The sequence below is a fragment of the Pseudomonas sp. B329 genome (assembly GCF_023127835.1).
GTDB classification, from domain to species: Bacteria; Pseudomonadota; Gammaproteobacteria; order Pseudomonadales; family Pseudomonadaceae; genus Aquipseudomonas; species Aquipseudomonas synxantha_A.
In genome coordinates, this window is record NZ_SPKP01000045.1 from 61,797 (window position 1) to 88,531 (window position 26,735).

The 26,735-nt window shown below is 61.6% G+C and carries 20 protein-coding genes; 7 read left to right on the plus strand and 13 right to left on the minus strand.

Annotated elements, in window-relative coordinates; translation table 11 throughout:
- Positions 1-10 precede the first annotated feature (10 nt).
- The 12 genes from E4P00_RS20950 to E4P00_RS21005 all read right to left on the minus strand — a co-directional run bounded on the left by E4P00_RS20950 (position 11) and on the right by E4P00_RS21005 (position 16,963).
- Positions 11-739 (minus strand): SDR family NAD(P)-dependent oxidoreductase, encoded by a 729-nt coding sequence (locus E4P00_RS20950; RefSeq protein ID WP_248132884.1) that lies wholly within the window; start codon positions 737-739, stop codon positions 11-13.
- A gap of 139 nt (positions 740-878) precedes the next feature.
- Positions 879-1,658: an ABC transporter ATP-binding protein gene (locus E4P00_RS20955; RefSeq protein WP_248132886.1), complete on the minus strand. Its 780-nt coding sequence runs from the start codon at positions 1,656-1,658 to the stop codon at positions 879-881.
- Between the two features lie 11 nt (positions 1,659-1,669).
- Positions 1,670-2,431: an ABC transporter permease gene (locus E4P00_RS20960; protein ID WP_248132888.1), complete on the minus strand. Its 762-nt coding sequence runs from the start codon at positions 2,429-2,431 to the stop codon at positions 1,670-1,672.
- Positions 2,432-2,440: 9 nt separating this feature from the next.
- Entirely contained in the window at positions 2,441-3,202 is a 762-nt protein-coding gene (locus E4P00_RS20965) for an ABC transporter permease (protein WP_248132891.1), read from the minus strand.
- Between the two features lie 170 nt (positions 3,203-3,372).
- Positions 3,373-5,838: a TonB-dependent receptor gene (locus tag E4P00_RS20970; RefSeq protein WP_248132893.1), complete on the minus strand. Its 2,466-nt coding sequence runs from the start codon at positions 5,836-5,838 to the stop codon at positions 3,373-3,375.
- Between the two features lie 68 nt (positions 5,839-5,906).
- Positions 5,907-8,147, minus strand: a complete 2,241-nt coding sequence (locus E4P00_RS20975; protein WP_248132895.1) for a TonB-dependent receptor — start codon at positions 8,145-8,147, stop codon at positions 5,907-5,909.
- 335 nt (positions 8,148-8,482) lie between these two features.
- The gene (locus tag E4P00_RS20980; RefSeq protein WP_248132897.1) at positions 8,483-9,541 is read right to left on the minus strand and encodes an ABC transporter substrate-binding protein; all 1,059 of its coding nucleotides are present in this window, start codon (positions 9,539-9,541) and stop codon (positions 8,483-8,485) included.
- A gap of 88 nt (positions 9,542-9,629) precedes the next feature.
- Positions 9,630-10,703 carry an ABC transporter substrate-binding protein gene (locus E4P00_RS20985; RefSeq protein ID WP_248132898.1) on the minus strand — a complete coding sequence of 358 codons (1,074 nt, stop codon included), beginning with the start codon at positions 10,701-10,703 and terminating at the stop codon, positions 9,630-9,632.
- A gap of 20 nt (positions 10,704-10,723) precedes the next feature.
- Positions 10,724-11,875 (minus strand): LLM class flavin-dependent oxidoreductase, encoded by a 1,152-nt coding sequence (locus tag E4P00_RS20990; protein WP_065941391.1) that lies wholly within the window; start codon positions 11,873-11,875, stop codon positions 10,724-10,726.
- A 201-nt stretch (positions 11,876-12,076) separates the two neighbouring features.
- Entirely contained in the window at positions 12,077-13,915 is a 1,839-nt protein-coding gene (locus tag E4P00_RS20995; RefSeq protein ID WP_248132900.1) for an ABC transporter ATP-binding protein, read from the minus strand.
- Positions 13,908-15,674, minus strand: coding sequence for an ABC transporter ATP-binding protein (locus E4P00_RS21000; protein ID WP_248132902.1), 1,767 nt, complete (start codon positions 15,672-15,674; stop codon positions 13,908-13,910). Before E4P00_RS21000 ends, E4P00_RS20995 begins: the two co-directional genes overlap by 8 nt.
- A 56-nt stretch (positions 15,675-15,730) precedes the next feature.
- The gene (locus tag E4P00_RS21005; protein ID WP_248132905.1) at positions 15,731-16,963 is read right to left on the minus strand and encodes an acyl-CoA dehydrogenase family protein; all 1,233 of its coding nucleotides are present in this window, start codon (positions 16,961-16,963) and stop codon (positions 15,731-15,733) included.
- Positions 16,964-17,305: 342 nt separating this feature from the next.
- On the opposite strand from E4P00_RS21005, the gene E4P00_RS21010 reads away from it, so the two are divergent.
- Genes E4P00_RS21010 through E4P00_RS21040 form a run of 7 tightly spaced genes read left to right on the plus strand, consistent with a single transcriptional unit; the run spans position 17,306 to position 25,537 of the window.
- Positions 17,306-18,349, plus strand: a complete 1,044-nt coding sequence (locus E4P00_RS21010; RefSeq protein ID WP_248132907.1) for an ABC transporter substrate-binding protein — start codon at positions 17,306-17,308, stop codon at positions 18,347-18,349.
- A 15-nt stretch (positions 18,350-18,364) separates the two neighbouring features.
- Positions 18,365-19,093 (plus strand): class II aldolase/adducin family protein, encoded by a 729-nt coding sequence (locus E4P00_RS21015; protein ID WP_248132909.1) that lies wholly within the window; start codon positions 18,365-18,367, stop codon positions 19,091-19,093.
- Between the two features lie 46 nt (positions 19,094-19,139).
- The gene (locus E4P00_RS21020) at positions 19,140-20,327 is read left to right on the plus strand and encodes an LLM class flavin-dependent oxidoreductase (protein WP_150293391.1); all 1,188 of its coding nucleotides are present in this window, start codon (positions 19,140-19,142) and stop codon (positions 20,325-20,327) included.
- Positions 20,328-20,330: 3 nt separating this feature from the next.
- Positions 20,331-21,887 carry an ABC transporter substrate-binding protein gene (locus E4P00_RS21025; protein WP_248132911.1) on the plus strand — a complete coding sequence of 519 codons (1,557 nt, stop codon included), beginning with the start codon at positions 20,331-20,333 and terminating at the stop codon, positions 21,885-21,887.
- On the plus strand, positions 21,880-22,938 hold the full coding sequence (locus E4P00_RS21030) for an ABC transporter permease (RefSeq protein ID WP_248132912.1): 1,059 nt from the start codon (positions 21,880-21,882) through the stop codon (positions 22,936-22,938). Before E4P00_RS21025 ends, E4P00_RS21030 begins: the two co-directional genes overlap by 8 nt.
- Entirely contained in the window at positions 22,935-23,762 is an 828-nt protein-coding gene (locus E4P00_RS21035; protein ID WP_248132913.1) for an ABC transporter permease, read from the plus strand. Before E4P00_RS21030 ends, E4P00_RS21035 begins: the two co-directional genes overlap by 4 nt.
- Entirely contained in the window at positions 23,759-25,537 is a 1,779-nt protein-coding gene (locus tag E4P00_RS21040; protein WP_248132914.1) for an ABC transporter ATP-binding protein, read from the plus strand. Before E4P00_RS21035 ends, E4P00_RS21040 begins: the two co-directional genes overlap by 4 nt.
- 94 nt (positions 25,538-25,631) lie before the next feature.
- Here E4P00_RS21040 and E4P00_RS21045 read toward each other — a convergent pair whose 3' ends face one another.
- Positions 25,632-26,717, minus strand: a complete 1,086-nt coding sequence (locus E4P00_RS21045) for an LLM class flavin-dependent oxidoreductase (RefSeq protein ID WP_248132916.1) — start codon at positions 26,715-26,717, stop codon at positions 25,632-25,634.
- Positions 26,718-26,735: the final 18 nt, after the last annotated feature.

Here is a 26,735-nt window from a genome sequence, read left to right on the forward strand (position 1 = left end):
TCTCCCGGTGTCAGAACGGTTCCTTGAATGGCCGCAAGTCCAGCTCCTGGGTCCAGGCGCTGCGCGGTTGGGTGTGCAGATACCAATAGGCGTCGGCGATGTCTTCGAGCCGCAATGCGCCGTCTTCGCCCAGCTTGGTCAGGTAGTCGGGCGCACGGCTTTTCACGCGCTCGCCATCGATGGAACCGTCGATGACCACATGGGCGACATGCACATTCTGTGGGCCGAATTCCCGCGCAAATGACTGGCTTACCGAGCGCAGCCCGGCCTTGCCTGCCGCAAACGCGGTGTACGGCGGCTTGCCGCGCAGTGAGGCGGTGGCGCCGGTAAACAACAGGCTGCCGCCACCATTGGCGAGCAAGGTGCGGGTGGCTTCGCGGGCGAATAAAAAACCCCCCAATGTCGAGGCGCGCCAAGTTTGCTCGAACAACTCGGCGCTCAACTCAAGCGCCGGCTTGGACACCGAATTGCCCACGTTGAAGATCGCCGCCCTGAGTGTGCCGAGCTCATTGACCTGGGCGATGGCGGCGAGCACGTCGGCTTCGATACCCAAGTCGGCCACGATTGCATTGGCTTTGCCGCCGTTCGCTTCTATATCAGCCACCACCGTCTGCAACTTGTCCAGGCTCCTGCCGCTGACCGCTACGCGGTAGTCCTCGCGGGCAAAACGCCGTGCTAAGGCTGCACCCAGCCCGGCAACCGCGCCGACCCCGGCAATCCACACCACTGATTCCGCCATGCGCCACATCCTCCAATGGGGTAAGTGGCTAACAATCTACCCATGGCCGGGCGGGAGGAATAAGAATATCGACAGCTAAGGTTATGCCCATGTTCTCAGACGTAAGGGAGCGGAAAGGTGCAGCCTGTGAGCGGCAGGTTCAATGCCCTACCAATTCTTTCAGCAACTCCTCCTTATACCCCTGTAGCACTGATGATGTCCGATCCCTCGGATGGGGCAGGTCTACCCGGATTTCATGCTTGATCCGGCCCGGATGTGCGTCCATCACGATCACTCGATCTCCCAGGTATAACGCCTCTTCAATATCGTGGGTGACCATAATCACCGTGCAACGCTGCTGTACCCAGATGCGTTGCAGCTCGCGTTGCAGGTGCACGCGGGTCAAGGCATCGAGGGCGCCCAGCGGTTCATCCAGTAGCAACACCTTTGGCTTGTTGATCAGCGCCCTGGCGATCGCGGCGCGCTGCGCCATGCCGCCGGAGAGCTGATGGGGGTAGGTATTTTCAAATCCTTCAAGGTTCACCAGCGTGATGTGTTCAGCTACCTGACGGTCTTTCTCCACCTGGGCCAGCTTGTGGTTTTTCAGGGCCAGGGCGATGTTCTGGCTGACGGTCATCCAGGGGAACAGGCGATGGTCCTGGAACACGATGCCGCGTTCCAGGCTGGTGGCGGCGATACGCTTGCCGTCCAGCAAAATATCGCCTCCGTATTCGGCTTCCAGGCCGACAATGAGTCGCAGCAAAGTGGATTTTCCGCAGCCGCTGGCGCCGACAATGCTGACAAACTCGCCAGGGCGCACGTCGAGCTGGATGTCGTGCAACACCGGCAGTGAACGGCCTTCGATCTGGTATGTCTTGTTCAGGCCGCGAATCTGCAGCGCACCGGTTTGCAGGTATAGCGGGGAAGCGATTGCGTTCATATCAGGGCCTTTCAACGGAGGTTGCGCCAGCGCAACAGGTGGCGGCTCAGCAGGGTGAATAACAGGGTCATCAGGTAGCCGAGCAAGCCGATGCACAGCACGCTGAGCACGATCACTTCCATGCGCGAGCCGGCCTCTGCGTTCATCATCAGATTGCCCAGGCCCGCCCCGGAGGACAGGAACAATTCACTGCCTACCGCGGTGACCCAGGCGAATGCCAGCGCGTGCAGCACGCCGGTGGCGATACTCGGCAACGCCGCCGGCAGCAGCACCTGGGTGAATTGCTGAACAGGGGTGAGCACCAGCACCTGGCCAACTTCCCGGTAACGGCGCTCCACATGGCTGAAACCCTGGTAGGTGTTCAGTACCATCGGGTAGAACGCGGCAAGGGTGACGATCAGCACTTTGGAAAACTCGCCGTTGCCGAACCACATCGCAATCAGCGGGATCCAGCCAAGCATCGGTACCTGACGAATCGAGTGGAACAGCGGGCCGATCAAACGGTTGGCTACGCTGGACAGTGCCATCAGCACCCCCAGCATCACGCCGAACACAATGCCCAGTAGCAAGCCACTGCTGGTACGCGCCAGGCTTGCCAGCAGGTTGACCAGTAGTTCGCCGTTGCCGAGCATTTCCAGCAACGCGGGGCCGATTGCCGATAACGGCACGAAGGCATAGGCCCCGGCAGCGTCCTGGCGTGAGGCGTATTCCCAGGCGAGCACCAGCAGCAGTGGCAGCAGCAGTCCTCGGGATTTTTTCAGTAAGGGCAGCATGTGAGGCTCCTAGCGGGTCTGCCAGCGAAACAGGCGCTGTTCTATACGGCGAAAGGCATAGTCGAGGGCAAACCCAATCACCCCGGTCACCACTACACCGACCATCACCACATCGATGCGCAGCATCTGCCGGGCCATCTCGATCATCTGCCCCAGCCCACTGTCGGCCGCCAGCAACTCAGTGGCCACCAGCACCACCCATGCACGGGTCAAGCTGATGCGAAAGCCAGTGATGATCGGCGGCGCGGCGGCGGGCAGAGCCACCAGGCGCACAAAGGTCGGCCAGCGCAAGCGGTACACGTCGGCCACTTCGAAGTAACTGCGCGGAATGCCGCGTACCCCTTCTCCTGCGGCGACTGCCACCGGGAAGAACGCGGTTTTGGCGACGATAATGATCTTGAAGGTTTCATCAATGCCGAACAGCAGCACGAACATCGGTATCAACGCGATGCTGGGGATCTGGCGCAGGGTGTGGAACAGCGGCCCGCAGTACACCTCGACGTTCTTGGACAAGGCCATCAGCACGCCGAAGGCCAAGCCACACAGTGAACCAATGCCAAAGCCCAGGCCGAGCCGCGACAAGCTATTACCCAGGTGTTCGAGCAATTCGCCGCTGGCCAGCAGTTCTTCGAAGGTGTGCAGCACCTGGGCCGGTGGTACTAGCAGGTTGCGCGGGAAAATCCCGAGATGGGCCACCCACGTCCAGACGGCGAGCAAAGCCAGGGGCGAGATCAGCCAGGTGAGAGCGGTGAACAATCGATGGGTGCGCATGGCAAGTCTTTTTCAGCGAAGTACAACGTGTCCATCGCAAAACATGTGCCACAACCCAACCCATCTGTAGGAGCCCGGCTTGCCGGCGATGAGGCCCGTAAGATCAGCTCATGGCAAACGGGCAATTGGTGATGGGGTGCTGCTGGGGCAGCACCCATTCAGCAGCCGCCTCAGAAGTCGTAGCTCACGCTGGTGTAATAAAACGCCCCCTGTGCGCCTTCCGGGCTGGTGATGGAGTATTTCGGTACCCCATACAACTGCGCACCATCGGATTTGTCAGGGTGGGTATCGAACAGATTGATCGCACCCACCGAGACTTTTACGCCCTTGTGGAAGGTATACGACAGGTCGAGATCGGTCACCCATTGCGGGCTGTAGGTTTGATCCAGGCTGGGATTGGTGGCATTGAGGCTTTTCCATTCGCCATAGCGGCGCTGGGCCACGGTCAGGCCCCAGTTTTCATACAGCCAGTTGGCGCTCAGGGTCAGCTTGGTGTCCGGCGTGCCTTCCTCGATCAGGCCCTGTGTGTTGCGCCCGACAATCTGCGAACCCTTGATATTGCCCACATCGCGCAAGCCAGTGATGGTGGTGTCGGTCTTGGCAAAGCCGCCGCTCAGGTTCAGGCGACCCCACTGCTGCAGGTCCCACTGGTAATTGCCGGTCAACTCGATACCGTCGGTGAGGGTGTCGGCGACGTTGGTGTAGAACGCCGCGCTCTGGATATTGGCGTAGGGTGTACCGGCGAAGATCGGCGTGACCACGCTGGCGGGCAACTGGTCGGAAAGGGTGATGCGGTTGTCGATGTTGATGCGGTACGCGTCCACCGTGACCGAGGCATTTTCCAGTGGGCGCCAGACCAGGCCCAGGGAATAGTTGGTCGACTCCTCCGGCTTGAGCGCCTTGCCGCCAAGCGCCTGGGCTTCCGGGCTGTTGGCGCGCAACGTACGTTGTTGCACCTCGACGAAGTTGCCGCTGCCCGGTGGTTGCTCTACCACCTGCACACTGAACGAGGACATGCCGCTCTGCACCAACGAAGGCGCGCGATACCCGGTGCTCGCAGTGGCCCGTGCGGCGATCTGTGGAGTGAAGTCGTAGCGCAGGGACAGTTTGCCGTTGGTGGTGTCGCCAAAGTCCGAATAGTGCTCAGTACGCACCGCCACGCCGGCCTGGAATTTCTCGGTAACCTGGCCCTCGACGTTAATGTAGGCGCCCAGTACCTTGCGATCCAGCGAGGCAGCATCTACCTGGGTGATGCCTGAGTAATAACCTGGAATTCGGCGCCCGGTGATCGGGTCGGCCGTGTTGAACAGCGGGCCGTTCTGCCCGCCCGCCGCTTCACCCGCGCTCAGTTGATAGTTTTCCTTGCGCCAGGCCAGCCCGGCGGAGAGTGTCAGCGGCTTGAACAACAGGTCGGTGGGAAAGTCGCGCACCCAGTCCAGGGTCAAGTTGGTCTGGTCGTTTTCGCGCTCTCCGGTGTAGATCTTCGATGGGCTATTTGTGCCGTAGCTGGGGTTGATCGCATTGCGGTCGGTGGATTTAAGGGTGTTATTACCATGGTTGAGCGCCAGGTCGAATTTGCCCAGACGCTCGTTCTCCCAGCGCAGCCCGCCGGTCACCGCATAATCCTCCAGGCCGTAGCGGGTGATCGGCAAGCGGCCGTCCGGATAGCGCGCCAACGCGTTACTGCCATAGTTGTTACGCAAGGTGGTAGGCGGGTCGAAGAAACCTTCGGCGTCGGTGTTCTTGTGGGAGTAGGTGGCGAAGCCGTAGGCGGTCAGGCTCTCGCCGATGCCGACCTCGCTGTTGGCCACGAAGTTGTACTGGTCCGAGACATTGCCTGCACCCCAACGCCAGGTGCGGTAGCGGTTATTCTGCTCGCGGGGCGTGTTAACACTGGTATCTCCGGGGTAAAAGATCCGGTTGTCGGGGTTCGTGTCGCTGGCCGGGTCCTGGCTGCCGGCGTCGAAGCTCAAGGTCAGGAAGCCGTCGTTGGGCAGCGTGAAACCCTTCCAGCCGTTGAGCTTACGCTGCAGGCCATCGCCTTTGTCATAGCCGCCAAAGCGATAGCCCAGGTTGCCGCCGTCGTCGTTTTCCTTGAGCACAATGTTGATTACCCCCGCGATGGCGTCGGAGCCATATTGGGCTGCGGCGCCGTCGCGCAGGATCTCTACGCGCTGGATCGCACTCAACGGAATCAGGCTCAAGTCCACCGCCGCCGCGCCACGCCCATTCACCAGGCTCTGACGGGTGATATTCGCGCTGCTGTGACGGCGCTTGCCGTTGACCAGCACCAGCACTTGGTCCGACGCCAAGCCACGCAGCGAAGCGCCCTGGGCGATGGAGCCGCCGAAGGCTCCTTGAGGTGATTGTGGGAAGTTGAACGACGGCGACAAGGCGGTGAGGGCGCCGGACAGATCGGTGGCGCCGGTTTGCTGCAATTGCTCGCCAGACAGTACGTCGACGGGTGCTGCGCTTTGCAGGGCGGTCAAGTCGCTGCGGCGGGTGCCTAGTACCACTACGGTGTCCAGGCGATCGTTTTTTGCAGTTGGCTGCGTATCGTCTGCCGCAAATACAGGCCAGGCAAGGCTGCCCATGACCAGCGCAATGGCGCCGGCCAACGGAGTGCGTTGGAACATAAAAAGGTCCTTTCAGAATGTAGGAGCCCGGCTTGCCGGCTCCTACAGGGAGTGGAGGTGTGGTTGGGTTAGAAGCGGCTGGTCACGCTCAGGCCTACGGTGCGAGGGTCGCCGTAGGTGATCACGTACTGGCCCAAGCCACCGTTCGGCCGGCCATGGACTTGGTAGCGGCGGTCGGTGAGGTTGTTGACGAAGCCGGTGACGCTGAGTTTTTCGTCGGTGCTGTACCAGGTCAGGCGACTGTTGGCCAAGGTGTAGTGAGGCTGGCTCAGGTCCTTGTCGGCGCTACTCTGGCGGTCGGCGAGGAAGTATTCCTTGTCGCGGAAACTCACATCCGCCCCCGCCACCAGCTTGCCGCCGATTTCCAGTGGGATGGTGTAGTCGCCGCCCAAGGACACCACATTACGCGGCGAGCGCACGAAGCTGTTGCCGCTATAGTCGCCGGTGACTGCGCCGGTGGTGGGGTTGGTGTTTTTGAAATCGGTGTATTCGCTGTCCAGGAACGAGATCGCTGCGCGCAGGTGCAAGTAGTCGGTGGGTTGGCCTTCCAGTTCCAGCTCGGCACCTTTGACCTTACCCTTGGCGCCGTTGGTCAAGGCGGTTGTCAGTACTCCGTTGTTAACCGTCAGCAGGTTCACCTGAATGTCCGAATAGTCGTAGTAGAAGATATTCGCGTTGGCGGTCAGGCGATGGTTGAACCACTCGGACTTCACGCCGAACTCATAGGCGTCGAGTTGTTCCGGGTCTACCGTGGTCAGTTGCGACAGGCTGGTGGACAACCCGGTGTTGAAACCGCCGGAACGGAAGCCATGGGCGTAGCGGAAAAACACGCGCACGTTGTCGTTGATGCGGTATTCCGGGGTCAGGTCGTAGGTCCAGGCTTCCCAGGTTTTATCCTCCTGGCGATTGCCGTTGCTGCCGGCGGCGGCTAGCGGGATCAATGGGCCGTTGGCGGTGGCGCGGGTCAACTGGGTCAGGCTGAGGTCGATGTCTTTCTTTTCCTGGGTCCAGCGCAGGCCACCGGTCACGCTGAAGTTGTCGGTGAAGTCGTAGGTCAGGTTGCCGAATAGCGCGTAGCTGTCAGTCTTATGGTCGTAGCTCAGGTCACGAAAATCCGTGGCGCCCCCAATCTGGTTCGAACCTGTGCCGTTGGGGGTCGGGCCGGGCTGGATAAAACGCCCGGCGGTGCTATCCAGATCTTCATGGAAATAGTGCGCACCGGCCAGCCAGCGCAGGGTTTCCTGCTGGGGCGAGGCCAGGCGGATTTCCTGGGAATACTGAGCGTATTTGTTGTCTGCGGTGGAGGTCCCGTTGACCTCGTACGGCGTGTAGTCGCCGTCACTGCTGGACTGGCCGCGAATATAGTCATAGGCGCTGATGGACGTGAGGGTGTAGTCGCCCAGGTGCCAATTAAGGGTCAGCGAAGTACCGTCGTGATTGAGCTTGGAATCGTCTTTCACATTGAGCGCGATATCGCGCCCGGCCGGCCGCTGGTAGCCCACGTTGTAATAGCGGCCCAGGGTCAGCGCACCGTTGGCGCCATCGCCCTTGAACTCGCGGCTGTGGATCTTCCACAGCGCGTCCAGGTCGTCGTTGAGCTGGGCGAAGAACTGCAGGCGCACCGCCTTTTTGTTCACGTCACCGTAGGTGTGATCGTCCACCAGGTTCTTCTGGAAACCGTCGCGCTCTTCGGAGTACAGCGAGATCCGCGCGGCGAGTTTCTCATCCACCAGGGCACCGCCGAGGGCGCCGCTGAGGATGCGTTCGTTCTTGCTGCCAAAGCCGATGGTGCCGAAACCGTCGGTGTCGAACGTCGGTTTCTTCGAGATGATATTTACCGCGCCGGCCGTGGTGTTCTTGCCGTAGAGCGTGCCCTGTGGCCCGCGCAGGATCTCGATGCGCTCCAGGTCCCACAGCGGGCCGCCACCGGCAATCGGTGCATTCAGGTACACGTCATCGGCATAAATGCCTACGGGGTAAACCGTGGCCGCACCAGTGTCGCCAGTGCCCAGCCCGCGGATGTACCAGCGCGGGCGACCGTCGCCGTCGGGATTCTTGGCCGAGGCGTTGGGAATGAAGGTGGTGATGTCGCCCATGTCACGTACGCCATCGGCGACGATGCTGGTGCCCTGGACCGCCGATACCGCCACCGGAACCTCTTGAAGGGTTTGCTCGCGGTGTTGCGCGGTGACGGTCACGGTCTTGAGTGACGGCTCGGTCTTGCTGGCGTCGTCTTCAGCGGCGTGCGTGCTGCCGGCGACGAGCAAAGCGAGCCAAAGGCCCTTGGTGATCGGATTGATTTTATGCATTGCAGTCTCCCCCGGAAAATATGTCCTTAAGGGGGGTAGAGCAGAGATCGTGCCAAGAGGATTTCAGTGTTGATACATGATCGTAAGCTACTAATTTTAATTATAAAAAAATATATAAAGCTGAGTTTTATAACTCTTTCAAGAGGCGTGAAAACGACCTGCGGAGGATTCAGCAGAAAGTGCGCGCAGTGTGTTGCTGGAGCAGCAGGGAAAGTGTTGCTAGGCCAACACAGCTGGCACTGATCACACATTAATTGTAGGAGCCCGGCTTGCCGGCGATGGCGTTTTCACGGCTGCCATCGCCGGCAAGCCGGGCTCCTACAGGTAGGGTAGGACTAAACAGCGACGCGCGAAGTGGAACCAATGACTTTTTCCAGCACGCTGAAGTCGATCCAGTCGCGCACATCGAAGCGGCGCGGGATGAAGTTCCAGCGGAACAGGAAGTCGGTGAAATCCTGCAATGCATCGATCGAGCGCGAGTCCAGCGTGGTCCGTAGTCGACGGTGCGCATCTTCACCATAGGCGGCCGTGACCCAGTATTCGCTGGTATTGAGTTCTTTGGCGAGAAAGCGCCGGGTTTCATCCGGGTTGGCCCAGGCCCACTGCTCGGTGCGCAGCACGGTATCGACGATTTTCACGCTGGCATCGAAATGCTCTTGCAGCAGGTTGATATCCACGGTGAGGGCGCGCGGCGTGCCGTTGTTGCTGCGGATCAACGGGTCAGGGTGCGAGCCAGTATCTACTACGACATGCAAGCCGAACTCATTGGCCAAGTGCACAGCGTGGGCGCCCTTGAGAAAGATTGCGTCGATATCGCCGCGCAGCAGGCCGATCAGTTCATTGTTGCGCCGGCTGAAGCGGCTGACCCCCAGTCCGATTTCGGGGCCATACACATAGGAGGTCTGGTTATCGCTGTAGGTCCCGCCATAGGGGTAATCCACCAGCTCCACGTCCGACACGTTCAAACCTTCGAGTTTGAGTGCGTTTTCCAGGCCACGCAGGGCCTGGGCACGCGTGAAGTCGATCTGTACGTTGGCCCACTTGGGCAGACCGAAACGGCGGTTTTTCAGGTCGCGTACGTTCTTAACACCGCTCTCTGCGGTGGTGAGGATCAACTGCACCTCGTCGCTCCACGACAACCCCAGCACGCGGGTTTCGACGCCACTGGCGTAGGCCCAGATCGCCGGGATATTGCCACCGTGGCGCACCGAATTCTGCAGATGATGGTCATAGTGGGCTTCGCGCACTTCCCGCTCGGTGGACTCGCGCAACGATTGGATATTGGTGCCAAAGGGCAGGAAGGCTTCGGCCAGTCGCCCGGACTGCACCGCGATGCCAAGCCCGGTGGGGACCGGGCTGTGGGTATACCAGAGAGTATCGAGTGGTTTGCTCATAAAATTCTTCGTTCAAATCCATGAAATGTTCGCACATTGCAGGAGCCCGGCTTGCTGGCGATGGCGCCCGTGAATGATGCAGTAATCATTAGGAGGCCATCGCTGGCAACCCAGCTCCTGCAGCGTTGGCGTTGTCGTTGAGCACAGTGTTCAACGGCCGTGCATCGATCCATTCACGCACATCGAAGCGCTGTGGAATAAAGCGCCAACGGTGCAAAAAGTTGGTGAAGTCCTGCAGGGCAGCAATCGCCTGTTCATCCAGCTCGGTACGCAGGCGCAGGTGCGCGTCGTGGCCATAGGCGGCTGTCACCCAATACTCGCTGCTGTTGGTTTCCCGCGCCAGGTAACGGCGGGTGTCTTCCGGGTGGGTATGGGCCCACTGTTCGGCGCGCAGCACCGCGTCGAGGATGCCAGTGGCCACGTCAAAATGGTTCTCCAGCAGGTTCAGGTCTACCGCCAGCGTGCGTGGGGTGCCGTTGTTGCTGCGGATCAGTGGGTCGGGGTGGGCGCCTGTATCGATCACGATATGCAGGCCGAAATCATGGGCGTGCTGGGCGGCGCTGGCGCCCTTGAGGAAAATTGCATCCACCTCGCCGCGCAGCAGGCCGATCAGTTCCAGGTTGCGCGCGCTGACCTGGGTGTTAACCGGCGTGCCGGCTACATTGCGCACGGCGCTGTCACTGAAGGTACCGCCGTAGCGGAAGTTGACAAGCTTCACATCGCCGACTTTCAAGCCTTCCAGCGACAGCGCGTTTTCCAGGCCGCGCAGGGCCTGGGCGCGGGTGAAGTCGATTTGAACGCCGGCCCAGTCCGGCAAGCCGAAGGTGCGGCCGTTGAGGTCCTTGACGGTCTTGATGCCGCTGTCCGGGCGGGTCAGGATCAGTTGCACTTCATCCGCCCAGGACAAGCCGATCACCCGGGTTTCGCGGCCTTGGGCGCGGGCCCAGATCGCCGGGATATTGCCGCCATGGCGCACCGAGTTCTGCAAGGTGTGGTCGAAGTGCGACTCGCGCACGGCCTTGTCATTCGATTCGCGCAGGGACTGCACCTCGGTGCCCAAGGCGCCGACGGTGTCTTGCAACCAGCCCTTTTGTACGGCGATGCCCAGCCCGGTTGGCACAGGACAACGGGTATACCAGAGAGTGTCGAGGGGTTGTGTCATCAGAGGTTCTCCCCCAGCGCTTAGGCGCTGGCTTTCAAAGGTTGGATCGCCGGGCGTTGGTGCACCAGCGGCAATACTTCCTGGCCAATGCGCAAGGCCTCCTCAAGGTGCGGGTTGCCGGCAAGGATAAAGGTCGAGAAGCCAGCGTCGCGGTATTCCACCAGGCGCTCGGCGATGTTTTCGTGGCTGCCCACCAGGCCGACGGTGGGTCCCGGCTTGGCCTTGGCGAAACCAGCCCAGAGGTTGGGGCCGATGGTCAGGTCGTCGAAGCGGTCGACGTTCTGGTGATAGGCGGTCTGCCGCGCGCCGCCGACTGAATCCGAACCGCTGGTAAAACCTTTGGCAACTGTACTGGTCTTGCCTTCGAGTTTGTCGAATTGGCGTCGCAGGTCTTTCCAGGCCAGCTCTTCGGTCTCACGGGCGAACAGGTCGACCCGCAGGCCGAAACGTACCGTGCGCCCTTGTTTGTCAGCCAACTCGCGTACGCGCTCGATATGCGGCTTGAGCTTGTCGATGGGCTCGGCCCAATTCAGGTACACGTCGGCGTGTTTGGCGGCAACGCCCAACGCAGCATCGGAGAATCCGGAGAAGTAAACTCCTGGCTTGCGCTCATGACGCAGGCCGGTGGGCAGGGCACCGTTTTCCAGTTGGTAGATCTCACCGTCGTAGGAGAATTTTTCGTTCTTCCACAGGCCCTGGATGATGTCCAGGAATTCGCCGGTGCGCTTGTAGCGCAGGTCATGTTCGAGGAAATCACCATTGGCGCGCTGGCTCGCGGGGTTACCTCCGGTGATGATGTTCCACTCCAGGCGGCCACGGCTGAGGTTCTGCAGGATCGCGGCTTGCTGCGCGGCGTAGGCGGGCAGGGTCCAGGTGGCTTGGAAGGCGATCAGGAACTTGATGCGCCGGGTTTCGCGGGCCAGCGCTGCAGCGGCGATCCAGGGCTCGGGGCCAGTGGGCAGCAGGGCGCCTTCAAAACCTGCAAGTTCGGCGGCCTTGGCCACTTGGGCGATGTAGTCGATGTAGGTGAAGTCATCCGGCTCGCCGTTGGGTAATCGCCCCGGGGCGATGTTGCCAGGCCGGTAGTCGGGGTTGCCACGGTTGTGTTTGTCGGTGGTCAGTTGCGGACCGTCGGTGCCCAACGGCAGGCGCCAGAAAAATTCAGTGCTCATGGGTGCTCCTGATTTGAGTCGTGCAAGGGGCGCAGACCTGATGCGCAAGGTCTGTGCAACGTGCATGCCATGGGCGCTTCGGCCAGTGGCTACGGGGGGAACCGCACTTCAGAAGAAGAGGGCTGCTGCTGTAGCAGCAGCCTCCCAGCAACCAATGCTGGACGCGCAACATAGGCTTTCAGGGGGCCGGCAAGCCGGCTCCTACAGGGCGATGGCGTCAGGTTGATGGGCGCTGAGCAGGTAGGTGTGGTACAGCGCTGCATAGGGCCCGACCTGTCCGATCAATTGCTGGTGTGGCCCCAGTTCCACCACTTGGCCGTGGCGTACGACGGCAATCCGGTCGGCATCCCGAATTGTTGCCAGGCGGTGGGCGATGATGATTGCCGTACGCCCCTCACACAGGCGTCGCAAGGCCCGTTGGATACGCCGTTCGGTATGAATATCGACCGCCGACGTCGCCTCATCCAGAACCAGCACCGCCGGGTCCGCCAGGTACGCGCGCACCAGGCACACCAGTTGCCGCTGGCCATGGCTCAGATGAGCCCCCAGCGGCCCTACTTCAGTGTGGTACTGATGGGGCAGGCGTTCCAGAACTTCATCGGCGCCCAGTTCACGGGCAGCGGCGACCAGCGTTGCATCATCGGCATGGGGCGCGGCCAGGCGCAGGTTGTCGAGGATGCTGCCGCTGAACAGTACATTGTCCTGCAACACCACGCCCACATGGCGACGCAAGGTGTGTTGCGCCAGGTCGCGCACATTGATGCCGTCGAGTCGCACGGCGCCGGCTTGGACTTCGTAGAAGCGTGTCAGCAGTTGCACCAAGGTACTTTTGCCGTGGCCGGACGGGCCGACGATCGCCAGCACTTCTCCGGCTGGAATATGCAGGCTCAAGCCTTTGATTACGGGCGCCTGACCATAACCGAACTCCACTTGGTCAAACTGCACTTCTCCACGGGCGCGCTCCAATGCGCGGGGGGTAGCGCTGTCGACGATCTGCGGGCGCGTGTCAAGCAACAGGAAGATCCGCTGGGCCGACGCCGAACCCGTGGCGTAGCGTTCAAACAGGTCCGACAGCTCCTGCAATGGCCCCAGGAACAGAAACACGTAGAACAGGCTTTCTGCCACCTGGCCGACACTGACTTCACCCGCCGCCAACCCATACGCACCCACCAGCAATAACAGCGCGATGCCTGCTGAACTGAGCAGTGCGGTAAACGGTGCAAACCACGACGAGCGCAAACTGCCGCGAATCAGCGCATGGTTGAAATCATCCAGCAGCACGCGATAGCGCTGCAGGTTCGGCGCCTCCTGGGCGCACTGTTGCAGCAAGCGCGCACCGCTGACACTTTCCACCAAGTGCGCAGTAAAGCGGCTGCGGTTCTCCGCGACCTTGGCCCAGTTGCGCTGGGAAATACGCTTGAAGCTCCATGTCGCGAGCACCAGCAATGGCACCGTCGCCACCAGGCTGAGGAAGAACCGTGGGTCGATGCGCCAGAGCATTACCGAGGCCAGGCCGCAGCGCAGCACGGCGCCCAGCAACTCCGGCGGACCCTGGATCACCAGCGGTTCGAGGGCGTCGACATCGCGGTCGACCCGGGAAATGATGCGCCCTGCACGGGTCAGGTCGAAGTAGCTCACGCTTAGGTTCTGCACATGGGCAAACACCTGCACGCGCAAGGCATTCAACACGCGGATCGCCGCGCCGCCGGCAACAAACTGCGAGACGCCGGCCAGCAGGAAACGCGCCAGCCAACTTGTCGCCAGGCCCAGGCCTAGCCATAGCACCAGGTTTTCCTCCAGCAGCCAGTGATCGGCTTGCCGGATCAGCCCTCGGTCCAGCAGCTCGCGTACAAACCAGGGCCGCAGGAACACGGTGAACACCAGTAGGATCTCAATGCCGATAACAGCCGCAATTTGCCGACGGATCGGTCGCAGCAACGGCAGCAAGCGCTTGAACATGCCACGATCGAGGACCTTTTTCGCCAGCATTTCTTCGATTTCGATATCGCTCAAGGCTTTGCCTGGCAGCGGGTTAGCCATTGTCTACCCCCAGCAGGTCGCGGTAGTGCGCATTGGTTGATTGCAGTTCAGCATGGGTGCCTTGGGCGGTGATCCTACCGTCGTCCAGCATCAGCACGCGGTCGGCCAGCAGGATGGTCGAGAGCTTGCTGGAGATCACCAGCACCGTGGTGCCGCGCAGGTGTCCAAGGTTGTGCAGCACCTGGCGCTCGCTGATGGCGTCGAGGGCGCTGGTGGCGTCGTCCAGGCACAGGATGTCGGGTTTTCCGAGCAGCGCGCGGGCCAGGCACAGGCGTTGGCGCTGGCCGCCGGATAAGGTCACGCCCCTATCGCCGAGAGGGGTTTCAAGGCCCAGGGGCAGGCGCTGCAGGACATCTTCAGCAGCGGCTTGATGCAACGCTTCGCGCAGTTCTTCGTCAGTGGCATTAGGCGCGGTCAGGCGCAGGTTGGCCGCCAGGCTGCCGGCAAACAGGAAACTCTCCTGGGGTACCACATGCACTCGCTGACGCAGCGGGCCCAGTTGCAGGTTACGGATGTCATGCCAGCCGTCGTTGTCCGAACCGAGCAACAGGCGCCCGGCGGTTACATCGGTCAGGCGTGGCAGTAAGCTGGCGAGCAGGCTCTTACCGGTACCGGTTGCGCCCACCAGCGCGACGATTTCACCCGGCTGCAATGTCAGCGAACAGCCGTGCAAAATGTCGCGGCCACCACCGGGCGCGGTCACGCTGACCTGTTCCAACTTCAGTCCCAGTGGGCTGGCGGGTAGGGTGGCAGCACCACTGCGGATCGCGGCTGGGGCGTCCAGCAGTTGCCAGATGCGTTCCGCACTGGCGCGGGCATCGGCGAAGGTCTGCATTACCCGGCCGATGCCCTCTATACGAAACACCAGGGTGGTGGCGATCAGCAGCGAAGTGACCAATTCGCCGATTCCCAGTTGACCGGTCGCCACAAGGTGCGCGCCGTATACCAGGATCCAGACGTGACCCAGCGCCACTACGGCCTGGGGCAGCGGAATACGTGAGCTGGAATAAGCCAGGGCCTGGCGCGCCAACGCAGCAAACACCGCCACCTGATCTGCAAAGCCCTTGATACGCCGCTGTTCCAGGGCGAACGACTTGATCACCCGTACGCCGCCAATGCCTTCGCTCAGGTCCTGGTTGACCCGGTCATAGGCGCTACCGACCGCGCGATCCAGGCTCACCAGCTGTTCGGTCTGACGCACGAAAATCGCCAAGCCGGTCACCGTCAGCAACAGCGGCACCAGCCCTAGCAGCGGGTTGTACCAGCTCAGCAGGCCAACCGTGGCCAGCACCACCAGCGGTGTCTCTACCAACTGCCGCCAGAAAGTGATCAATGCGTCGCGCACTTTGTCGGCATCACGGGTGGTGCGGGTGATCATTTCACCCATGCCGTGCTGCCAGTGATAGCCCAGGTGCAGGCTTTGCACCTGGGCCAGGATGCGTGAGCGCAGGCGCGTCAGCAGTTCCTGGCTGATCACCAGCGACAACACGCTGGCGATGTATTGCAGCACGCCACGGCCCAGGGCCACGGCAAGCATCAGGCCCAGCCAGTACCAGCCAAGGCCGGCATCCAGGCTGCCGTCGCTGAGGCGTACCACGGCACGTCCGGCGCTCACGTCATTGACTGCATGGCCGATCAGCCATTGCTGCCAGACCAGGCCCAGGTTGATGGCCACGTACAGCGCCGCCACCAGAGTGAATCGCCAGGGCATTTCCTTATAGATCGCCAGGCTGCGTAGAAGAGGGTGTCGTTCGATCATGAAAAGCTCATTGGCATAAACGGCGTATAAGGGCACACACAAAACCCTACGGTGATTTATTTGCGTGTAGCGCCCTGGGTTTCCTTGGCGTTGAGGATCGCGGTGTATTCACCGGGGTCCACGCCATTGAGGTAGTAGTTGCCCACATGGTGCAGGCGCCAGCGGATCGGGTCGTGGGTGGTGTGCACCCGGGCATTGCGCCAGAAGCGGTCGAGGTTCCATTTGCTCAGCGATGAACTGGCCCCCAGCAGCGAGAAGATATCGCTGGAGATCTTCAGCGAGGCGCTGTCCGAATGGGCACGGGCAGTGGCCACCGAAAGGATCAGCTCGTCTTGCAGCTCTTTGTTTTCCGGGGCTTGCTCATGGCGGTCAAATATCCGTGCCGCATCGCGCAGCAGGGATTCAGCGGCGCGCAGGGCCACGGCGTATTCGCCAATCTGTTTGATGATGTGCGGCTCCTCATTGGCATGGTCTACGCCGCTTTCTACCCAAGGCCGAGCGTTGTGCTTGAGGTAGTCGACGGCCGCCGACAACGCGCCGGCCGCGATACCCGTATCAATGGCCGCGTGAAGGATCTGCGGGAAGGTCAACCCCGTACGTTTCATTGGGCCCTTGCGGCGTGAAACAAAATCCTCATCCAGCACGATATTGTCGAAGTTCACCGTGCCACTCACCGAGTTGTTCTGGCCGAAGGCGTCCCAGTCGTCCACCAGGGTCAGGCCTGGCGTGTTGCGGTTGAGCAGTACGCCGGCACCGCCGTCATCCGAGGCGGCCGTGAGGGAGATCCATTCGGCCAGGTAAGAGCCCGTGGAGTAAAACTTGCTGCCATTGAGTACCAGGGCGCCGTCCTCGCGGCGTTCGACGCGGGTCTTGAGGGCGAACTTGTTCTTGCCGCCTACCTCGGCCAGGGCGTTGCCGAAACGCTTGCCAGCCAGGACATCGCTGACCAGCCGATCGAGTACTGCATCCGGGTAACCGTTGAAAATCCCGCGCAGCATCACATTGTGGATTTGCAGCAGTTGCCCGACGCCGCCGTCGGCCACCGAAATGATGCGCACGGTTTCGACGATGGTCTGCACCGATGCGCCCAGGCCGCCGAAGGCCTTAGGTACACCGATGGCGGTGATGCCGCTTTCGGACAGCAATTGCGCCTGGCGCCAGGGCAGTTGGCCATTTTGCTGGGTGTCGGCGGCAATGCTGGCGATCTCCACGGCGATTTCTCTGGCGGCGTCGATGGCCTCGGTTTCGCTGTGCAGGTGGCGGGCGGGCGCCTGTTCATACGTTGTCATTCATTCATCCTTTGGTTTGCCCCGTTCCTCTATGGCTGTGCGTCATCGTTGACGAACATCGCCGGCAAGCCGGCTCCTGCGGGGAGGTTGGTGTTGGGAGGGCTTGAGCAAGTTCTGCGCCAACGAGCAAACCCCTGCTGTACGGGGGAGGGGGGCGTGCCGGTTTGCTGCTGGGGAAGCAGCGTCGTGAAACGGCTGCTGGAAGAGCAGCAGTGCTGTTGGCAGGCCAGCAGTCGCGTTTGGATGTTTGTTTCCATGTCCTTGTAAACCGGGGCTTTGAGCGATTGGCACGCCCTCTGCAATACCCCCTCCACTGACTTGCCCAATTTAATGGAGCTGCCCATGACACTTTCCGCTGTCCTGTCCACACCTGAGCTTGAGCAGATCTGGTTTACCCGTTGCCCGGTGCCGACTGCGTCCGGCATCGCCTATAAGCTGGGCTGGTTGACCGAGGAGTTCGCACCCGACGGCCTGCCGGTGTCCACCTTGCAGGAGGCGCGTCAGTTGGGCCGGCACCACTATGATCACGATTTGCCGGGGCTGTTTCGCGAAGGCGGCAACGTCCCTGCATTGGCCGCTCGTGCTGCGGGTGCGCCGAGCCGCTTGATCGGGCTGACCTGGATCGAGGAATGGCAGACCATCCTGGTCCGCCCGGACTCCGGCATCACCCGTCCCGCAGACCTCAAAGGCAAGCGCCTGGCCCTGCCGGCCTGGGGTGAAAACCGTCCCGGCAGCATCGCCCGCGCCATGAGCCTGCATGGCTATAAGGGCGCATTGAGCCTGGCCGGACTGGGGTTTGATGATGTGGAACTGGTGGAAGTGGCATTGCAGGACCAGGAACAAGCGCCTGACCCGCAGCAAGGTTTGCAGCGCTTGTGGTCCGGCCTGGATTACCTGGTGCGTGGAGAGGTGGATGCGGTTTACGTCAAGGGTGCTTCGGCGGCCGACGCCGCACGCCGCCTGGGGCTGGTGGTGGGGATCGACTTGGACCTGATCGCCGAGCCGCGCTACCGCATCAACAACGGCACGCCGCGTCCGATCACCGTTCACCAGAGCCTGCTGGACAACCACTTTGACCTGGTGGTGCGCTTTCTCGCGCAAACCCTCAGCGCCGCCGATTGGGCGGCCAACAACCGCGACAGCCTGAACGCCATTCTAGAAGAAGAAACTCGCGCCGGCAGTGCCGGTGTGGCCGAGGCTTATCGCGGTGATTTCCACACCACCCTGGCGCCGGACCTGTCTGCCCAGCGCCTGGAATTCCTCGATATCCAGAAAGATTTCCTCTACCTGCACGGCTTCCTGGAGCGCGATTTTGTGATCGCCGACTGGGTCGACCCGCGCCCCCTGCAAGCTGCCCATGAACTGTTGGCCAAGCGCCGCGCCTGAATCCGGAGAATCCCCATGACTGCCATTGCCCACGCACAACCGATCAGCCAGGAACTGCAAACCTTTATCGATAGGGTCCTGCTGGAAGCCGAAGAAGCCTTCACCGTATTCCGTGAAACAAACACTATCACCGCTGCTGGGACCGTCGGCTTTATCGAACGCGTACCTGGCCAGGAACTGTTGGTATCGGTGAATTACGGAGGCCCGTGGAACTACCGCAAACCGCTGCAAGCCACGGTTACCGACTTTGCCGGCAACGTGGTTTTTGGCAAAGGCAAGGGCGGTCTGGGGCGCTACACCAAGCTGTTCCAGCAACACCCGAATGTGACCACCGTGTCCCACGTGCATTCGCCGTACCTGGGCGCCTGGGCCCAGACCCACCGCACCTTGCCATTCCATTACGTGCCGGTGCAGCGCTACCAGTTGGCCCGTGAACTGCCGGTGTATATCGACCGTCGCCAACAGGAAGTGGACTTTATCCTCGACAAGATCGCCGAGAACCCCTTCAACCTGGCGATCCTGGAGGCCAATGGCGGCTCCACCGTGTGGGGCAAGCAAGGCCTGCGCGCTACCGCCGAATTCATCCTGTTGCTCGAGGAGGGTGCACAACTGCAATTGCTTGCCGATGCGCTCGGTGGCTCACGGGCCTACGGGCCGGGCGTGTTGACCCAGCAATGGAAAATGAGCGGCCTGTTCGAACAAGCCACGGCACTGGGCCTGGTCCCGGCCATCGACCGCCGCTAACGCCTTACCAGCTCCCACAGGGTTCTCTATTTCAAGGATGTTTTTTATGGCTGTAAAAATTCTTTGGTACTTGACCACGCCCGATGGCCCGTACCCATGGGAGCCGGAAGGCCGTTGGAACACTGATTTCCAGCACCTCAAGCAGCTCGCCGTGGCCAGTGATCGCCTGGGCTACTACGGTTCGCTGCTCGGTTCCAGCCCCAATGAAAGCCTGGCGGTGGCCGCGTCGTTGATCGACGCCACCCAGCGCCTACGTTTTCTGGTGGCGCAGCACCCGGGCGAGTTATCGCCAGCGGTGTTGGCCAAGTGGGCGCTGACCTTCGATCAGTTCTCCAATGGCCGCCTGCTGTTCAACGTGGTCAATGGCAATGACGCAGGCCTGGCGACACTTGGGGTGCACTACCCGCATGACGAGCGATACGCCTTCAGCCTGGAATACTGGCGGGCGTTCCAGGGTTTCTACGCCGGCGACACGCGTGGCTATGACGGTGAGTACGTCAAGCTCGCACCGCGTTCGCCGGGCGCAGCCAACCATCCGCTGGGCGGCTGGCATCCGCCTTACCAGAAGCCGGGCATCCCGTTGTGGGGCGCCGGAACCTCAGGGCCTGGCGTCGAGCATTCGGTGCAATTGCTCGACGTGTATCTGAGCTTCGCCAATACTCCGCCAAAACTCGGCGACAAGTTTCGCAAAGTCGCCGCTGAAGCGGCGAAGATCGGTCGCGAACTGACCTTCGGCACACGCTTGCAAATCATCGTGCGCGAGACCGAGGAAGAAGCCTGGGCCCACGCCGAAAGACTCCTGCAACGCACCTCGCTGCAAACTGCGCGCAACGCCATCGAGCGCCAGTTGCCGGCCGGTGTGAGCCTGGAAGATTTCCACAGCGACGACCCGCAGACCCAGCGTAACGTCGAGACCATTCGCGCCGGGCGTTTGCCGACCGCGCGTGAGCTGGAGATCTATCCTAACGTATGGCTTGGCCCGAGCCTATTCGGTTTCAATATCCTCGGGCCGGCCGCTGGTACCTACTTGGTGGGCAGCGCGGAACAGGTCGCCGAGCGCATCCGCGAATACGAAGCCCAGGGCACTTCCTCGTTCATTCTGTCTGGCTTCCCGCTGATCGATGAAGCGCACCGCGTGGCCGACCTGCTGTTCCCGCTGCTGGACCTGGACCACGGCTTTGAAGCGCCGCGTCTGGGTGTCAGCCAAAAGTCGCCGCAGCGCCAAGAGGCTTGAACCATGAGTGATGGATTTTCTCGCCGGGTGTTTCTCGGCAACAGCTTGGCCATCGGCGGTGGTTTGCTGTTGGGCGGCTGCGACAGCGGCACGACGACTCAGGGTGCCGCCGTACTGAGCGGTAAGCCCGTCAGCGGTGGGCGCCTGCGCATTGGCATTATCGATGGCGATCAGTCTGGCAACCTGGATGCCCATAAACCGGTGGGCGGCGGGATCATTCGTGGCTGGGCGCTGTACAGCAAGTTCTGGGAATGGAACACCGATGTCAGCACACGCCTGGCCCTGGCCGAGTTCGCCGAACCGAATGCCGATGCGAGTGCCTGGACCATCCGCATCAAGCCGGACCTGGAGTTTCACCATGGCAAGACCATCGGCGCTGACGACATGCTGTTTTCGTTGTTGCGCCTTACCGATCCCAAGCTGGCATCGCCGTTTGCCGGCCTGGTCGGTGCCATTGATCGCAATGCCTTACGCAAGCTGGATGAGCGCACCATCGAAATCCGCTTCAAGCAAGGCCAGAGCTTCTTCCCTCTGGATGAAACCCTGATCAGCTTTGGCGGCATCGTCCCCACCGACTATGACCCCATCACCAATCCGGTAGGTGCCGGCCCTTATAGGCTCAAGCGTTTCGTACCCGGCCAGCGCTCGTTGTACACGCGGTTTGAGAATTACTACAAACCCGGCCAGCCTTATGCCGATGAGCTGGAAATCATCGAGTTCAAGGACCAGGTCTCCCGTGTTGCCGCGTTGCGCGCCGGACAGATCGATGTGGCCAGCGGTGTGCAGGCCGAGCACAGTGCGTTGCTCAAAGCCGACTCACGCTTGTCGTTGTGCGTGTCGCCAAGCACTTCGTTTACCGGTTTCAATCTCAACCTGGCCAAGCCGCCCTTCGATGATGTGCGGGTGCGCCATGCGTTTCGCTTGCTGGCGGATCGGCAAGAGCTGGTGGACCGTGGCCTCAACGGTTTCGGTCGCATTGCCAATGACCTGTATTCACCTCACGATCCCACCTACAACCATGCGATTGCCCAGCGGCCGTATGATCTGGAGCAGGCCCGCTCGCTGCTGCGTCAGGCCGGGCAGACGGATTTACGCGTGGAACTGACCACCACGCCTGGGCCCGGTGTAAACGCCGCGCTGGTGTTGGCCCAGCAAGCGAAAAAGGCCGGTGTCCAGATACGCGTGACCCAAGTGGATGGCGCTGTGTTCAACGGCCCGCAGCGTGAGCAGTGGCAAGTGTCGCCGGGTTCTACGCCAGCCCGGGGTTTCCTGGCCTCGGCACTGCACAACGACGCACCGCTGGCGATCTACAACCGCAGCAACTTCCATGACCCGCGTTTTGATGACCTCTACCGTAAGGCCCTTGCGCAGCCAGACCTGGAACTGCGTAAAGGCCTGGTACACGAGGCCCAGCAGATTCAACACGTGCGCGGCGGATTGCTGATTTGGGGCTTCAACGATGTGCTGGACGCCGCCTCGGTCAAGGTCGGCGGTTTGGCGCCAGAGCAGACCACCTTCGCTTCCTGGCGGTTTGACGAACTGTGGTTGAAGCATGCTTGAGCCGTCTGCCAATCCTCCACGCACGCCTGCTTGGTTGTCATGGTTTATCGGGCGCCTGGGTTACGGCCTGCTGACGGCCTGGGTAATCAGCCTGGTGGTATTCATCGCCACCCAGGCACTGCCATCCGACCCCGCGCGGGTGATCCTCGGCCCGGACGCGCCGCTGGAAAGCATCCTTACCCTGCAACACCAGTTGGGGCTCGACCAGCCAATCCTGTGGCAATACCTGCGCTGGCTCGGCAGCGTCTTGTGCGGGGACCTCGGGGTTTCCCTGGACTCCAACGCGCCGGTCAGCCATGTCCTGTGGGGGCGTTTGGGCTACACACTGGCGTTGCTAGTCGGAGTGATCACCGTGGTAGTGCCTGGCGCACTGGCCCTTGGCGTGGCCCTGGCATTGCGACGCGACAGCTGGCTGGATCGCTGGAGCCTGTCGTTGCTGATCTTTCTGAAAGCCACGCCGGGGTTTCTGCTGGCGATTGGCCTGGTATTGCTGTTTTCCATGCCGCACATGGATTTCTTACCCGCGGTATCGATCCTGGATCCCGACCTGTCGCTGCTGCGCCAACTCAAGTCTCTGGTATTGCCGATATTCGCCTTGAGCCTCACTGCATTGCCGTACCTCACGCGCATGGTAAGGGCCGCCGTGATCGAGGCCCAGGAGTCCGATTACGTGATTGCCGCCAGGCTACGCGGCATTCCGCAGCGGCGGATTGTCTGGTACCACACTTTGCCCAATGCGCTGGTACCGGCGATCCAGGGTGTGGCGCTGACCTTGCGTACGTTGATCGGAGGCGCAGTGCTGGCGGAAGTCATCTTCAGCTATCCCGGTATCGGCACCGCGCTGAACGCCGCGATCCAGATGCGCGACCTGCCGATGATCCAGGCGATTGTGCTGGTGATCACCCTCGCGGTGGTGCTGATCAACCTACTGGCCGACCTATTGACCGTACTGCTTACACCCAAGCTGCGCACCGCACGGCGGGTGACCCTGATTCAACGCAACCGAAGGGGAATAACCCCGTGGTGGCGCCGCTCCCGAGGTGATGCATGAGTGCCCGTCGATGGTTGGCCGAACCACAAACACGTAAGGGCGCGTTGATCACTTTGCTGGTGGTGGTCGTGGCGCTGTTCGGGCCTTGGTTGGCACCTCACGGGTCGACGGACATGGTCGGTCCTGTCTACGGCGCGCCTGCAGGTGATGCGTGGCTAGGGTATGACTTCCTGGGGCATGACGTGCTGTCGCGGTTGCTCAGCGGTGGTTTGTCGGTGCTGTGGATGTCGGTCGCAGCCGCTAGTATTGCACTGGCGGTGGGTACTACGTTGGGGTTGCTGGCGGGTTTGTCGCGTCGGCGCCTGGATCAGTTTATTACCTGGTCGGCGGATGTGTCCCTGGCGTTCCCCGACCTGATTCTGGTGCTGCTGATTGTGTCCATGTTGGGGCGCGCACCGTGGTTGATCGTGCTGACAGTCTCCATCGCCTTTATACCGGGCGTTATCCGTTTGGCGCGGGCGAGTGCGGTAGCAGTGGCAGGTCAGGAGTTCGTTGAAGCGGCGCAAATGATGGGCTATTCGCGACGCCGAATTCTGTTCAAGGAGATCCTGCCGAACATCCTCACGCCCCTGCTGGTGCATTTCGGCAACATGCTGACCTGGGGTGTGGGCATGCTGTCGGGCCTGAGTTTTCTTGGCTACGGCGTGGCGCCACCCACCGCTGACTGGGGGCTGATGATCAATGAAAACCAGGCCGGCCTGCTGGTGCAACCCTGGGCCGTATTGGCTCCGGCGGTGCTGATCGGTGTGTTTGCCTACGGCACCAATATTTTGGCTGAAGGCATCGGCCGCAGCAGCGCAAGGCTGGGAGACACACAAGCATGAATGCGATTACCGAAATCGAAGCCGGGGTGTTGCAGGTCCGCGACCTGCGGGTGGAATTGCCGGGGCATGTAGATGTGGTGTCGGGCATCTCGTTCAGCCTGGCTGCCGGGGAAATTCTCGGTTTGGTGGGGGAGTCGGGCTCGGGCAAGACCACCTTGGCGACTGCGTTGCTGGCACATGCTCGGCGCGGTGCACGGATTGTCGGCGGACAGGTGCACGTAGGTGACCAGGCATTGTTGAGCCTGGAAGGCGAAGCCTTGCGCCGTGCCCGTGGCAGCCTGATCGGTTATGTCGCCCAGGACCCGGCCACCGCGCTCAATCCGGCACTGCGCATCGGTCACCTGTTGCGTGAGACCTTAGCGGCGCATCCTTCTGGGCTTGACCGCGAGGCGCAACAGCAGCGCCTCATCGAGACCCTGCGTGATGTCGGCTTGCCGGATGATCACGGGTTTCTGCGGCGCTTTCCCCATCAACTGTCCGGCGGCCAGCAGCAACGGGTGATGCTGGCGCTGGCTTTTGTGCTGCGCCCGCGCCTGATCGTGCTGGACGAGCCGACCACTGCGCTGGACGTCAGCACCCAGGCGCATATCCTCGCCACGCTGCATCGGCTGTGCAAAAGCCAGGGCGTAGCGGCGGTGTATGTGTCCCACGACCTGGCGGTGATCAAGGACCTGGTGGACCGGGTGATGGTGATGTACGCCGGGCGCATCGTTGAAACGGCGACGCGGGATGAGTTGTTCAGTCGACCGTCCCATCCCTATACCCGAGGGTTGCTGGCGGCGATTCCGGATGTAGCGGGACGGCGCGAATTGACGGCGATTGCCGGGCATGCACCGGCGCCGGGGCGTCGGCCCCAGGGATGCAGTTTCGGGCCGCGTTGTGAGCGGTTTACGGCTGGGTGCGCGGTGGCTGAGCCGTTATTGCAGATGAACGCGGCCGGTCGTGGGGTGGCTTGCCTGGCGCCTTACGATCAGGCGTTACAGGTCAAGGCACTCGCGCCAATTGCGGCCTTGAAGGGCCGGGTAGAGCGGTCACTGTTGTCGGTCAGAGGCTTGAACGTCGCCTATGACCGGCAGGTGTTGTTCGATGTCTCGCTGCAGGTGCAACCGGGTGAATGCCTGGCGATTGTGGGTGAGTCGGGCTCGGGCAAGACCAGCCTGGCGCGGGCTATTGCTGGCCTTGGGGAGAATGCCGAGGGGGCACTGGACTACGCCGGCCGGCATTTACCGTTGCACGCCCGCCAGCGCGATGCAGGCCTGCGCCACCAGATTCAATACATCTTCCAGAATCCATATCGTGCGTTGAACCCACGGCAAACCGTGTACCAGACTCTGAGTGCGCCACTGGCGCATTTCTTCGGCGTGCAAGGGGCGCCAGCACGGGAGCGAGTGGAAGCCGTGCTCAAGCGTGTGTCACTGCCGGGATCAGTCGCCGGCCTCTTTCCCCACAGCCTGTCAGGTGGTGAACGCCAGCGAGTGGCTATCGCCCGTGCGCTGTTGTGCGAGCCCAGGTTGCTGATTTGCGATGAAATCACCTCGGCATTGGACGTATCGGTACAGGCGTCGATCCTGGACCTGCTGCGCCAGCTACAGCGTGAAGGATTGACGATGTTATTCGTCACCCACGACCTGGGCGTGGTGCGCGCGATTGCTGATCGGGTGCTGGTGTTGAAGGTCGGAAGGGTGGTGGAGCAGGGGGCCGTTGATGATGTTTTGGATCAACCACAGGCGGCATATACGCGCACGTTGCTGGAGCATTCGCCGTCATTGGGGTGAATGGCTCCTGCACAGTGATCGCCGGCAAGCAGGCCCCTACAGGTACACAAACCCCTTGAAGGAACCGGCTTGCCGGCGATGGCTTCAGCCGTCGTTAAGCAATTTTCGCCTTGCGCCGCAACGCCTCTTCACGCACTGCGGGGATAATCCACCGCCCATAATCCACGGTGTCGTACAGCGGGTCATAACCGCGATTCAAGAACGTGGTAACGCCCAGGTCCACATAATCCAGCAGTGCCTGCGCCACCGTTTCCGGGGTACCCACCAGCGCGGTGGTATCGCCATAAGCGCCCACTGCTGTCGCCGTCGGCATCCATAGCGCGCGATCATGACTATCACCCAACGCCGCCGCCGCTAACAGACGTTCGGAGCCGGTGCCCTTGAGCCGCTTCTGCCACGGACTGCCCGCCGCAAACTGTGGATTGGCCTTGATCTGCTCCAGGATCTGCTCGGCGCGTTGCCAGGCTAATTCCTCTGTTGCCCCCAAAATCAGCCGCACCGACAAACTGACCCGTGGCGCTTCAACACCCGCTGTTAATGCTGCCGCCTTCAGCTTGGCAATTTGCTCAGCCACGCCGCTTAATGGCTCGCCCCACAGCGCATACAGGTCCGCATGCTTCACCGCGATCTGATAGGCAATGTCGGAAGAGCCGCCAAACGAGATTGGAATATGCGGCTGTTGCAACGGTTTGACCGGTGAAAACGCACCCTTGATGTTGAAGTACTCACCTTCGAAATCGAACGGCTCTTCGGCCGTCCAGGTGCGTCGCACAATCTCCAGATATTCATCGGTGCGCCTGTAGCGTTCGGTCTTGTCCAGCAGAAAGTCGCCTTCCTGTGGCTCGGCGGTAATGCCGGTAATCGCGTGCAAGCGAATGCGCCCGCCGCCAGTGGTATGGTCCAGCGTGGCAAACGAGCGGGCAGCGACGGTCGGCGCGGTGAGGCCGGGGCGATGGGCGATCATGAAGCCCAATCGCTCAGTGTGCGCCGCCGCATACGCGGCAATTTGCAGGCTGTCGGCACTGCCGGGGCCGCTGGCGATCAGCACACGGTCGAAGCCTGCATGCTCATGGGCGCGGGCATGGTGACGGATAAAGTCGAGGTCGAAATCCGGGCTGCGAACGCCACGGGTTTCGGACCACTGGCGAGGGAAAATCATGCCGACAAATTCGATAGACATAACGTGCTCCTGGTGCGG